At 62.6% G+C, this 12,575-nt stretch carries 10 protein-coding genes and 1 pseudogene; 3 read left to right on the forward strand and 8 right to left on the reverse strand.

Translation table 11 applies throughout. From position 1 onward, the window contains the following. The first annotated feature begins 17 nt into the window (after positions 1–17). Positions 18–542: a septal ring lytic transglycosylase RlpA family protein gene (locus MTX21_RS14750; RefSeq protein WP_348637483.1), complete on the forward strand. Its 525-nt coding sequence runs from the start codon at positions 18–20 to the stop codon at positions 540–542. Between the two features lie 86 nt (positions 543–628). On the opposite strand, the gene MTX21_RS14755 is transcribed toward MTX21_RS14750, so the two are convergent. Next, complete coding sequence (locus MTX21_RS14755; RefSeq protein WP_280965529.1) at positions 629–2,107, reverse strand: FAD-binding oxidoreductase; 1,479 nt, start codon at positions 2,105–2,107, stop codon at positions 629–631. 164 nt (positions 2,108–2,271) lie between these two features. Between MTX21_RS14755 and MTX21_RS14760 the strand changes: the two are divergent. Next, a pseudogene (locus MTX21_RS14760) lies at positions 2,272–2,659 on the forward strand (aminotransferase class I/II-fold pyridoxal phosphate-dependent enzyme); the annotation flags it as partial. Between the two features lie 65 nt (positions 2,660–2,724). Here MTX21_RS14760 and MTX21_RS14765 read toward each other — a convergent pair. The 5 genes from MTX21_RS14765 to MTX21_RS14785 all read right to left on the reverse strand — a co-directional run bounded on the left by MTX21_RS14765 (position 2,725) and on the right by MTX21_RS14785 (position 7,153). Next, entirely contained in the window at positions 2,725–3,495 is a 771-nt protein-coding gene (locus tag MTX21_RS14765) for an amino acid ABC transporter ATP-binding protein (protein ID WP_280965531.1), read from the reverse strand. A gap of 19 nt (positions 3,496–3,514) precedes the next feature. Continuing rightward, on the reverse strand, positions 3,515–4,210 hold the full coding sequence (locus MTX21_RS14770; protein ID WP_280965532.1) for an amino acid ABC transporter permease: 696 nt from the start codon (positions 4,208–4,210) through the stop codon (positions 3,515–3,517). Beyond that, positions 4,207–5,001 carry an amino acid ABC transporter permease gene (locus MTX21_RS14775; RefSeq protein WP_280965533.1) on the reverse strand — a complete coding sequence of 265 codons (795 nt, stop codon included), beginning with the start codon at positions 4,999–5,001 and terminating at the stop codon, positions 4,207–4,209. The genes MTX21_RS14770 and MTX21_RS14775 overlap by 4 nt, the downstream gene beginning before the upstream one ends. 62 nt (positions 5,002–5,063) lie before the next feature. Beyond that, positions 5,064–5,966, reverse strand: coding sequence for an amino acid ABC transporter substrate-binding protein (locus MTX21_RS14780; RefSeq protein WP_280965534.1), 903 nt, complete (start codon positions 5,964–5,966; stop codon positions 5,064–5,066). 29 nt (positions 5,967–5,995) lie between these two features. Beyond that, entirely contained in the window at positions 5,996–7,153 is a 1,158-nt protein-coding gene (locus MTX21_RS14785; RefSeq protein WP_280965535.1) for an aminotransferase class V-fold PLP-dependent enzyme, read from the reverse strand. A 168-nt stretch (positions 7,154–7,321) separates the two neighbouring features. Between MTX21_RS14785 and MTX21_RS14790 the strand changes: the two genes are divergently transcribed. Further along, positions 7,322–8,119 (forward strand): IclR family transcriptional regulator, encoded by a 798-nt coding sequence (locus MTX21_RS14790; RefSeq protein WP_280965536.1) that lies wholly within the window; start codon positions 7,322–7,324, stop codon positions 8,117–8,119. A gap of 14 nt (positions 8,120–8,133) precedes the next feature. Here the strand turns inward: MTX21_RS14790 and fsrB are convergent, their stop codons facing one another. Beyond that, a complete protein-coding gene (fsrB, locus tag MTX21_RS14795; RefSeq protein WP_280965537.1) occupies positions 8,134–9,423 on the reverse strand; it encodes a siderophore utilization protein FsrB in 1,290 nt (429 codons plus the stop codon). Between the two features lie 85 nt (positions 9,424–9,508). Further along, positions 9,509–11,497: a TonB-dependent siderophore receptor gene (locus MTX21_RS14800; RefSeq protein ID WP_280971054.1), complete on the reverse strand. Its 1,989-nt coding sequence runs from the start codon at positions 11,495–11,497 to the stop codon at positions 9,509–9,511. Positions 11,498–12,575 lie beyond the last annotated feature (1,078 nt).

Genomic DNA, 12,575 nt, shown 5'->3' on the forward strand with positions numbered 1-12,575 from the left:
CAGTCTAAGGAGTCCTGATCGTGTTTCGCTTGAGCGCCGCAATCTGCGGCGCTGTAATGACGCTTGCCATTTCACCTGTTGCCATGGCTCGAAGTGATACTGTTGCCCTGGCTCGAAGTGATAGCGGTGCGGTTCGTCCAGATACCCTCGATGGCGCCGCTTCTGGGCCCGCGATTGTCGGCGCAGCATCCATGTACAACCCGTTCCGGCCCGGATATCGGGAGGGCGGCCCGAATACAGCATCCGGGGAGCGCTATGATCCATCCGCATGGGCGGCTGCCATCAAAACCGATTTGCGCAAGAAGTTTGGCGGGGTTCAATATGGCGCGAGGCCGAAATATGCCCTCGTTGAGGGTGCAGGCAAGAAGGTCATCGTCAAAATAAATGATGTAGGGCCTCTCACGCCTGGTCGCATCATTGATCTGAATGAGCGGACGATGCGCCATTTCGATCCAAGCCTGCAACTGGGAGTCATTGCTAACGTCAAGGTTACGCCACTGTCAGGCGACGGCTGGACACCCGGACCAATCGGCTCGACCTGACTGCAGGCGAGCATGGTTGCTGCGGCAACAGCAGAGGCTCGCGAAACACTGGAATGCCGGGTCGAGTCACGACACCCGCGTCTCGCTCACGACAGGCGCAGCACCTTGCCCGGATTCATGATGTTCTTGGGATCGAGCGCCCGCTTGATCGTGCGCATGACGTCGAGCTCGGTCCTGGAGCGATAGTGCGCCAGCTCGTCGAGCTTCTCGATGCCGATGCCGTGCTCCGCCGAAATTGAGCCTCCCATGGAGGTGATGAGGTCGTTGACGGCACGCGTGATCGCCGCGGCGTACTGGGTGAGCGTCTCACGATCCATGCCCTTCGGCCCCATGAAGGAGAAGTGCACGTTGCCGTCTCCGATATGACCGAGCGGATATGGGCGGATCGTCGGCAGGATCTCCAGCGCGGCCTTGAGACCGTTGTCGATGAACTCGGGGATTTTGGAGACCGCGACCGACACGTCATAGCTCAAGCCGGGGCCTTCGGCGCGCGAGGCCTCGGCGACGCTTTCGCGAATGCGCCACATGTTGCGCGACTGCGCTTCTGTTTGCGCGATCACCGCATCCAGCACGCGTCCCGCCTCGAGCTGATCGGCCAAGAACTGCTCCATCTTGTCCGACATGCCCGGGGCGCCTTCCTGCCGCGGCCGGGCCGACGACCATTCGAGCAGGAGATACCATTCGGTCGCCGCCTTGAGAGGATCCTGGGTGCCGGGGATATGGCGCAGCACCATGTCGGTGCAGGCGCGGCTCATAAGCTCGCAGGAGCCGACGTTATCGTCGGACGCGGCATACGCTTCCGACAGGATGTCGATAGCGGCCCTGGGATCGCGGATCGCGAGCCACGCCGTGCAAACGTCCTTCGGCGCGGGCCAGAGCTTCAGCACCGCCTTGGTGATGATACCGAGCGTGCCTTCGGCGCCCATGAACAGATGCTTGAGGTCGTAGCCGGTGTTGTCTTTCTTGAGTGCGCGTAAGCCATCCCAGACATCGCCGTTGGCGAGCACGACCTCGAGGCCCAACACCAGATTTCGCGCATTGCCATAGCGCAGCACCTGCACGCCCCCGGCATTTGTCGACAGATTGCCTCCGATCATGCACGAGCCCTGAGCACCCAGGCTGAGCGGAAAGAAGCGGTCGTGGCGCGCGGCCGCGTCCTGAAGCGTCTCGAGAATGCAGCCCGCCTCCACGGTCATGGCATAGCCGGCGGGGTCGACGTTGAGCACGTGGTTCATGCGGCCGAGCGACAGCAGGATGCCGCGGTGCGTAGGCCACGGCGTGGCACCGCCCATCAGGCCGGTGTTGCCGCCCTGCGGCACGATGGCAATGCCGCTGTCGTAGCAGAGTCTTACGACAGCGGAGACTTCCGCGGTATTGGCGGGACGCACGACCGCTGCGGCCTGCCCGGCCAGCGTGCCGCGCCAATCGGTCACGAACGGCTGCTTGTCCTGCTCGTCCAGGATCAGGCCCTTATCGCCAACGATTGTCTGCAAGCGGTCGAGAATGGCTGATGTCACGGGCGCGGTCGGAATGGAGGGCGTGGTGGGAAGGGCTGCACCCGGCATATGGTCCTCTCCTTGCGGCTCTTCTGCGCTTGGGAGCGCCGGCCTTCGTTGTTTGTTTTCAATTCTGAGACGAACCTAGCACGAAGGTCACACTTGCGGGAATGTCCTGACGACGGCGCTTGTGCAAATCTACCTTAAATGCGGGATCGCAAGCGCACTTCCGCCGACGCCCAGCATATCCTACTGTGCCTGGAACGGGTGAAGGACAGCTTCAACTCCTATCCCCTCGATTGCCTTGCCATCGCCGGCGCCATCGCGGCAATCGAGGACGACGGGTGGTTTCAGGAGACCCGCGCCAATATCATCGCGAGCCGCGAAGCGCTGGCCCGCGAGCTCGGACAACTCGGCTTCGAGGTTCTGCCGTCGCTCGCAAACTTCGTCTTCGCGCGTCATCGAAGCCGGCACGGAGCCGATCTCGCGGCCGCGCTTCGTCAGCGTGGCATCCTGGTTCGGCATTTCAGCAAGCCGCGCATCGAAGACTTCTTGCGTATCACGGTCGGAACGGAGGAACAGTGCGGTCGGCTAATTGAGGTGCTGCGCGGTTTGGTCTGATCCAAGCCGAGACAGACGCCGTTCAACCCGGGCACTGGCGGTGCCCGGAGGGGCTTCAGGTCCCGCTAGTGGATGATCTGGTTCAGAAAGCCCCTGGCGCGCTCCGTGCGCGGTGCCCGGAAGAACGTCCCGGGATCGCTCTCCTCGACAATGGTGCCCTGGTCCATGAACACGACACGGTCGGCGACCTCGCGCGCAAAGCCCATTTCGTGCGTCACACAGACCATGGTCATGCCGTCCGCCGCGAGCTGCACCATCGTGTCCAGCACCTCCTTGACCATCTCCGGATCGAGTGCCGAGGTCGGCTCGTCGAACAGCATGATCTTCGGCTGCATGCACAATGCCCGGGCGATCGCGACGCGCTGCTGCTGACCACCCGAGAGCTGAGCGGGATATTTCTCCGCCTGACTATGGATGCGCACCTTCCGGAGCAGGTCCATCGCACGCTCGCGCGCCTCGGGACGCGAGAGCCCGCGCGCCTTCATCGGCGCCAGCATGCAATTCTCGACGACCGAGAGGTGCGGGAACAGATTGAAGCTCTGAAACACCATGCCGACCTCGGACCGCACGCCGTTGATGTCGGCCATGCGGTCGGTCAGCTCCACGCCGTCGACGACGATCCGTCCGCCATCATGCCTTTCGATGTGGTTGATGCAGCGGATCAGCGTCGACTTGCCTGAGCCTGACGGTCCGCACAGGACGATCTTCTCACCCTTGGCGACAGTGAGGTTGATGTCATTCAGGGCCGTGAAGCGGCCGAACCGCTTCACCAGGTTCTCGACAACGACAATGGTGGACGAACGATCGATCGGGAACGTTGCGCTTTCGTGTTGCATCCTGGTCTTCCTCTCCAGACTACTTGTGCACCCCGCTGAATGCGTAGCGCCGCCTCAGCGAGGCGACGCATTGCGAGGCGGCCGAACTGATGGCGAGATAGACCACCGCCACCGCGAGATACATTTCGACGAGACGGCCGTTGAGCTGCGCGAGCTTCGAGGCTGCGCCGAGAAGATCGGTGAGCGAGAGCACATAGACGAGCGAAGTGTCCTGGAACAGGATGATGGTCTGGCTCAGGATGATCGGGCTCGCGACACGGACGACTTGCGGCAGGATCACGCATCGATAGGTATCGAAGGTGGACAAAGCGAGCGCCTGGCACGCTTCAAACTGCCCCTTGTTCACCGCGCGCAAGCCGACGCGGATGATCTCGGAATAATAGGCCGCCTCGAACAAGCCGAAGGTGATGAAGGCCGTCCAGGTCGCGCCGATCGGAATCGGACGACCGTTGCCCGAGAGGTGCCCGAGCACGATCGGCACCAGGAAGAAGAACCAGAACAGGACGAGGATCAGCGGGATCGAACGGATCAGCGCGATGTAGCCGCGCACGATCCGGGCGATGACCAGCACCTCGAAGTGCTGCACGAGGGCGAAGCAGGTCCCCAGCAGCATGCCGATGACGAAGGCCGCGGCGGTCAGCGCAAGGGAAAACAGAAGCCCCGACCAGAGATAGGGCCAGGCCTGAAGGAGGATCGAGAAATCGAGGCTGTTCATTTCACGACCTCCATTCCGTGCGGCAATGCGGCGTCCGGCTGCACGTCGTCCGCCAGGGGCGGCTCGATCGCAGCCTTTGCCGGCGTGGAGCCCGGGATACGCGCGGCCCTGTCGATGAGCATCATCGATTGATAGGCAATGAGCGCGAGCGCGAGATAGATGAGCGTCGCGGCGCCGAATGCCGTGAACGTCTGGAAGGTCGCTTCACTGATCTGGCGCGCCTGCGCAGTCAGCTCCATCAGGCCGATGGTGAGCGCCACCGACGTATTCTTGTAGATGCCCATGACCTCGCTGGTCAGGCTCGGCACGATCAGGCGTAACGCCTGCGGCACGATGATGTAACGATAGGTCAGGTATCCGCCAAGACCGAGCGCGCTCGCCGCCTCGGTCTGTCCCTTTGGCAAGGCCTCGATGCCCGCGCGCACCTGCTCGGCGATGCGCGCCGCGGTGTAGAGACCCAGGCACAGCAGCGCTGGGAAGAACGATCCCCAGGGCGGCGGGATCTGCTTGATGGCGTCGCCAAGCGAGGTCGGGAGAATCTCCGGCAGCACGAAGTACCAGAGAAACATCTGGACCAGGACGGGGATGTTCCGGAAGATCTCCACGTAGAGCCGCGCGAGGGCCGCCACGAGCCGGTTCTGCACGGTCCGGCCGATGCCGACGACGACGCCGACAGCGAAGGCGATCCACCAGCCGAAGAAGGCCAGCGCCAGCGTCCAACCGAGACCTGAGAGAAGCCAGTCGATATAGCGCTGACCATCTGCCGTCTGTTCAAAAAGCACTCCGAACATCGCGAACCTCAGGGTTTGGATGCGAGCGAAGGCGACTACATGGAGTCTCGTGGCGTTTGCGGTCAGTCGACGGCATCACTCGGATGCGCGATCCGCTCCATCAGCGTCTCGGTGAGCGGGAATGCAAGATTCTCGCCCTTGGGCGGGATCGGCCTGGTGAACCATTTCGCGTACGTCTTCTCGAACTGACCCGACGCCATCTGCTTGGACAAGACGTCGTCGACGAGTGCCTTGAAGCCGGCATCGCCCTTGGTGAACATCAGCCCGTAATAGATCCGCGCATAACCTTCGGGCAGGAAGATCAGCGCATCCGGCTTCGGTGCTGCCGCCTTGAGGCCGGCGAGGAGGATGTCGTCTTCCATGAAGGCGGCGGCACGTCCCGTGTTCAGCATCAGGAACGATTCCGCGTGATCCTTGGCCTGGACGATGTTGAGGCCGAGCTGCTCCTTGGCGTTGACGCCTTGCGCGAAACCCACCGCGTTCGAGCCCTGGGTGACGACGATCGTCTTGCCCTTGAGATTACCGGCGGTCTTCAGGCCGCTGTCGGCCTTGACCAGCCAGCGCGGCTGGCTGACGAAGGTCGTCACGGAAAACGAAACCTGCTCCTGCCGCTTCTTGTCGTTGGCCGTTCCGCCGCACTCGATATCGACGGTGCCGCTCTGGATCAGCGGAATGCGATTGGACGAGTTCACCGGCGTGTAGTTGACGTTGAGATTGGGCAGGCCGAGCTCCACCTTGACGCGCTCGACGACGGCTGCGCAGAGATCGAGCGAGAAGCCGATGGGCTTCTGATCGGAACCGAGATAGGAGAACGGGATCGAGGCTTCGCGATAGCCAATCGTGATCGCGCCGCTCGACTTGATCTTGCTCAGCGTCGGACTGTCGGCCGCGGTCGACGGCCCGGCCATGGCCGCGAGGGCCATGAGAGCTGACAGAGCTCCGGATATCCGTGCAAAATTTCTCATGTCCTGCACCCTCCTCTGTGATCTCCGGCCTAAGCGGCTCTGGATGATGTCTTCACCCGCCGGCGGATCAGCTCGACCAGGCGGTCGACATCCCCTGACGTATTGAACATGCCGAACGACACGCGAATGCCGTCCCGTTCCGGCGACACCCGCACACCGTTCTCCTCGAAGTAGCCAAGCCAATCGGCGGCGGGCAACGCGATGACATAGATGTGTGGTGCGCGGTGCTTCCGATCACGCGGACCGACGAGGCGAATATCGAGCGCGTCAAGCTCAGCGATGAGGTGATCGCCGAGATCGAAGCAATGGTTCTGGATGTTTTCGACGCCGATCTGCTCGATCATGTCGAGCGCAGCGCCGAGCGCATGGATTGCGGGAAGATTGAAATTGCCAAGCTCGAAGCGGCGGGCGCTCGGCGCCGGCGCAAGCCTGTCCGGGCGCGCGATGAGATCGGCCGGAATCTCGTCAAGGCTTGCCGCCGCGAGATAGGCGGGCGCGAGCTCCGCATGCGCGCTGTTCCAATAGAGCAGCCCGAGCCCCTGGGGTACGAGCAGACCCTTGTGACTTCCCGATCCGACAAACGTCGCACCGATGGCCTTGGCGTCGATCGGCACGATGCCGATGGCCTGCATCACGTCGACGACGAAATGAAGCTTCTTCTCCGCACACAGGCGACCAATGCTTTCGATATCGAAGCGATGGCCGGCGTGAAACGTCACATGCGACATCGAGATCGCACGGGTGTTCACATCAATGTGGGGGCGAAAACTCGCCGCGTCGACGATTTCGGTCATCGGCACGAAGCGCACCTCTACACCCTTCCGTTGCAGATTGAGGAAGGCATAGACGTTGTTCGGATGATCGCCGTGAACCATCAGGACATTGTCGCCCGCCCGCAAGGCAAGCGCATTCGCGGCGATGTTGATGCTTTCCGAGGTGTTCTTGGTGAAGGCGATCTCGTCGGCCGACGCACCGAGGAAGCGCGCGACCTTGGTGCGCGTCTGCTCGACGCGGTCGAGCCACACGCTCTTCGGTCCGGCCGTCTCCAGGCCTTCGCGCAGGAAAAGGTCGATCGCCCCTTTCACGGGACGCGCAAGCGGCGCCTGGAAGCCGGAGTCGAGATAGATCATCCGCTCCGCAGCCGGGAATTCCTTCCGCACGGCATCGACATCGTAATGACCTGACATCCCACTCTCCTGTTGGGCACGGACCAGATTTGCACTGCACAAATCCTGCTCACGTGCCGGCAAAGCCAACGATATGGGCAACCGGCGAGATGGACTAGAATGTTTTTCATATTTCAGTATATTTCATTCCGAAAAATGATAATTATCTACTGCAGCAGAGAGGCGCAAATGGCAGAGTCAGCCAAAACCGACGGCCCCCTCGATCGAGCATTTGCCATTGTCGGGCACATCGCGAGCCAAACCAAAGCCGTCTCGGTCGCCGAGATCGCGCAGGCACTGGCGCTTCCACTTCCGACCGCGCATCGGCTGATCGGAAACCTCGAGGAGCGCGGCCTTCTTCAGAAGGCGCTCGGGACCAAGCGCTACGTGGTCGGCAATCAACTGGTCACCTTGTCGGCCAAGGTCATCGGAGCGGCGTTTCGCACCGCGCGCCGGCATGCCGTGTTGCGTGCGGTCGCCGGAGAAATCGGCGAGCAGTGCGAGATCGGCGTCGTGCGCGACAACGTCGTGACCTATGTCGACAGCGTCCGCGTGTCGCAACCGCAAGGCCTGCAGTTCAATCCAGGCGAGGCTGCGCCCCTGCACTGCACGTCGACCGGCAAGATCTACATGAGCCGTCTGCCAGAGAAGGCGCGCGAAAAGCTCTGCTCGGCGCTCGCGCTGACGAAATTCACCGACAACACCATCGTGGATCGTGGCAGGCTGATGCAGGTTCTCGCGGAAACCCGCCACCGCGGCTGGGCCAAGACCAATGAGGAGTACGTCAAGGGGGTTGTCGGATGCGCTGTCCCGATTGTTTCACCTGATCGAGATCTGATTGCGTGCCTCGGCGTCTCCGTTCCGGTGGCCCGCGTGAGCTTCACCGAGCTCGATCGCTTCATCGCGCCGCTTCAGAAGGCCGCCGCTCTCCTGTCGGAAACCATCCTCCAGGCAGACGATGATCACGAAGGTGGTCGCGTGGCGTAGAGCCGAGGAGACGTTCATTCTGCCGCCACGACGCGCTCGCTCGCGCGGATCGCGGCGGTTTCCCGCACCTTGATCCGGGCGCGGCGCTTGCGCCACCAGATCACGACGCCGGTCACCGAGAGTGCCGCCACCACGAAGCCCATGATCGAGATCAGGATGCGGCCGAACAGTCCGGCGATGCGGCCAGAGTGCAGCGGAAACTGCGCCTGCACGAAGATATCGGCGGCGGTGCCGACCCAGGGCAGCCGCTCGCCGAGCGGATGTCCGTCCTCGCTGTCGTAGTAGAGCTGCGCCGGGCCGACGCCGCCGGCACCATGATCATCGCCGGGACGAAAGAAGGCCGCGGCATAGACGCCATGGGCCGGGCCGTAATTGATCGAGCCGACCGGCGTGGTCCAGCCGCGACTGCGGCCGTCGGCGGCAGCGCGTGCGGCGATGTCGGCAAAGGAGACCTTGGGCTCGATCGGATCGTCCAGATTACGGTACGGCCTCTGCTCATAGGGTGTCGGCGTGTAGTTCGACACCATCTTCATCAGCGGAGAGAAGACCTCGAAGTAGAGATTGAGCGAGAACGCCGTGAAGGCGATCACGAACAGCAGGCTCCAGGTCCAGAGGCTGAAGGCGCGGTGAATGTCGAAGTTGATGCGGTAGGCGCTGCCGCTGGTCTTGATGGTCCAGGCCGGCCTCCAGCGTGCGAAGAAACCGCGCGCGAGCTGACGCCTGACTGCGGGTGCCTGCGTGGCATTGGCGCTGCGCCGCATCGGTAGCGTGAGATAGAATCCGACGAAGCAATCAATAGTCCAGATGATGGCGATGACGCCCAGAAGGCGCATGCCCCAGCGGTCGCTGCCCCAGAATTCCGGGATGTGCATCGTGTAATGCAGCTTGTAGAGGAACGAGACGAAATTCTCCCGCGTCACCGGCCACACCGCGCCCCAATAGCGGCGCCCGAGCTCGGCGCCGGTGTTGGGATCGAGGAAGATCTGATTGTAATCGAGCGTGTAGCGCTTGCCGGTCGCGGGATCGATCCGCGGCAGCACGAAGAACCACAGCGACTGGCCCTCCTCCGGTGTCATGAACAAATAGACCACGCGCGCACGGGGATCGCGTTGCTCGATCAGCTTGGCGAGCTCAATCGAGGGCATCGCGGGTCCCTGACTGGTTACATCATAGAAACGCCGGTTCAGGACCTCGTCGATCTCGTGATCCCACGAGATTATCGCGCCGGTTATCCCCGAGAAGAACAGAAAGCCTGCGGTCAGCAAGCCGGCCCAGCGATGGAGTCGCCCGAACATCGATCTCATGGCATTCACAACTCGTTGCTGCCCGTCATTGACGAGGTTGCCACCGCCGGTCAACACCACCGGCGGCGACGGATCGTCGCGAAGGTCACCAGCGATAAGTGACCTTGCCGATTGCCTTGCGTCCCTCGGCGTAGAAGCAGCCCGACAGGCTGTAGCAGGCGGCGACATAGCGCGTGTCGGCAAGGTTGGTGACGTTCAGCGACAGGCGCCAATTGTCTTTGGTGTAGGCAAGCAGTGCATCCAGCACGGTGGATGATCCGACCTTGAACGTATTGGCATCATCGCCCCAGGTCGCACCGACGTAACGGATGCCGCCGCCGAACTGCAGGCCGGCAAGCGGCCCGCTCTGCAGCGTGTAGTCGCTCCACAGCGAGGCACGATTGAGCGGCACGGTGGGCGGCGCCTTGCCGAGATTCACCGGATCTTGCGACAGCACGGCATCGACATAGGCATAGGCGGCGCGCAGATTCCAGCCATCGGCGAGCGACATTGTGCCTTCGAGCTCGATGCCGCGCGACTTCACCTGGCCTATCTGATCCGCGAGATAGGTCGGGGGCGGATACGTCACGACGTTGTCGCGCGTCAGGTCGAAGGCGGCGAAGGTGAACAGGGCGTTCCAGCCGATCGGCTGGTACTTGACGCCGACCTCGTACTGCACCCCAGTCTCGGGATTGAGGAGCTGGCCCGCGGGGCCAGTCGCGAGTATCGGCAGGAACGACTCGGAATAGCTGAAATACGGCGCGATGCCGTTGTCGAAATTGTACATCACCGCGGCGCGGCCGGTGAAGGCCGAGGCATCGGCCGTGGCTGACGTGTTGAAGAGATCGGCGTTGACCTTCGTCGTGACGAAATCCTGGCGGCCGCCGAGCAGGAACGATAGCCGGCCGAGCTTGATCTGGTCCTGCGCGTAGAAACCGACCTGGGATTGCTTGACGCCGGTGTTGTCGGTCATGGCGCCGATGGTCCAGTCGTAGCTATAGACCGGCGCAAAGACATTGATCTCGGGAGCCGAGGTCGTGACACCAAAGGCTGTATCGCGGAACGTGGTGTTACGATAGTCGATCCCGACCAGCGTGGTGTGGCTGAGGAAGCCGGTGGCGAACTTGCCCTGGAGCTGATTATCCACCGCGAACGAGTTGATGTACGAGTTGCTGGTGCTGCCGACATGCGCGAGCAGACCCGCAGCCTCATTGGTGTAGCCGGCGCCGTAGAACACCTTCTCCTCGTTGTGCTGATAGGCGTAGCGCAGGTTTTGCCGGAAGGTGATGGCCTCGTTGAAGTCGTGCGAGAGCTGGTAGCCCGCAGTGGCGATCTCGGTGTTGAACGCATCGAAGCTGGGCACGCCGGCGAAGAAGGAGACCGGGATGGTGCGGCCGTTGTTCGGCCACACGGTGCCCGAGGCCGGCAGGAACTGCAGGCCCCACCCTGCCCGGTCTCTCTGATAGTTGGCCAGGAACGTGATGGTGGTGTCGTCGTTCGGCCTGAAGGTGACGGCGGGCGCGATGAAAATGCGGTTGTCCTTGGTGAAGTCGACCTGGGTCTCGCCGTCGCGCACGACGCCGGTCAGACGCCACAGCACGGTGCCTTCCTTGTTGGCGGGACCGCCCATGTCGAACTGGCCCTGATAGCGGTTGAAGCTGCCGCCCGAGACCGAGACTTCGCCGAATTGTTGCGCGGTCGGCAGCTTGGTCACGTAATTGAGGATGCCGCCGGTGCCGCTGCCGCCATACATCGCCGAGGACGGTCCCTTGAGAACCTCGAGGCGCTCGGCGCCGTAGGGATCGAGACCGTTGAAATGCACGTAGTTGCTCGACGGAATCCGCAGACCGTCGATGTAGAGCCCCGGCATGGTCATGTCGAAGCCGCGGATCTGAAGGCCGCCGAAGCGGGTGTCCGAACCGCCATTGACGTCGCCGCTGACGCCCGCGGTGTAGCGCAGCGCCTCACCGATCGAGACTGCGTCCTGGTTCCTGATCTGATCGGTGGTGATGACGGACACCGATTGGGGGGTCTCGATGAGCGGTGTGTCCGTCTTCGTCGCTGTGCCGCTGCTCGTCGCCACGAAGCCGCGCACCGGACCGTTGGCACGCTCTCCACTCCGGGCAGTCGATGCGGCCTGCGTTGGCGCTGCCTGCTGCGCCGGAGAACGACGCGCGGCGCGTGTGGTGCGCGTGGCCGCCGTGCGTCGCGACGACGGGACCGCTGCGGGACGTACGCTTTGCACCGGCGCGTCGACGGTGACTGAAGGAAGCTGCGTTTGCGCTTGCACCGCATTGCTTGTCAGCGAGAGAGCAAATGCGCTGGCAGAGATCAGGCAGGCCGATAAGACCGTTTGCTTTCGTGTGGTGAAAGACAAGTCATCAAAGCATAGAAATTTCACGTTCGCGACGCCCCGCAAGTAGGCCGGCTTTTTGCCGGGTATGATTGTTGGTGCCTCGCTCTATCGCAGCCATCTTCGAACTTCGATGCGTGCGCCGTTAGAATTTCTCCAGAGCAGCCATGTTGCGACGATCTGTCCGCTGCTTGTTTAGAAGTGTTCAAACACAGCGCGATTGATGCCGCGCATGACGCCATCGAGAGGCGCGGTGCGGATCACGATCCGGCATCGCCGTACGAGACTGAGAGATCCGCCAGCGACCTCACGGATTAGTCACGCGCATTGAACCCAGCGTGAGCCTTTGCGAGTTCATGCGACAGATCGGAATATCTCGCGGCTTGAGCGATCCCTTTCAATGGATCGCCTGGGAGCCTTCTCATGACAAAGATATACGTCGTCGCTGCCTTGCGGCTCGTTCTGTCACTCGCGACACCCAATGCGGCACAGGCCTGGTCCGGACCGGCATCCGTCGGTATCGCGCCGCCCACAGCCATTGCATGCCCCGAGAACGATGAGCGAACGGAATGCAGCTCCGCCGTGCTTGCGCGCGGCATGGCTGTCGCGCTCGCGCGCAAGGCGATGCAACCGCACCCCTACGTTCGCCGGAGCGCGCAACACTCGACCAATTCACCGCCTCCATCGCCGCGATCCCCGGCTCATGAAGAAGATCCGTTGGCGTCGATGCATTTCGAATGAACGGCACGGCCGCGTCACAGCCGCGATTGTCGCAGCAAGCGACTGAACCGTTTGCGGAGCGCTCGTGGATGCGCCGGCT

It is taken from the genome of Bradyrhizobium sp. ISRA430 (genome assembly GCF_029909975.1).
GTDB lineage: Bacteria > Pseudomonadota > Alphaproteobacteria > Rhizobiales > Xanthobacteraceae > Bradyrhizobium.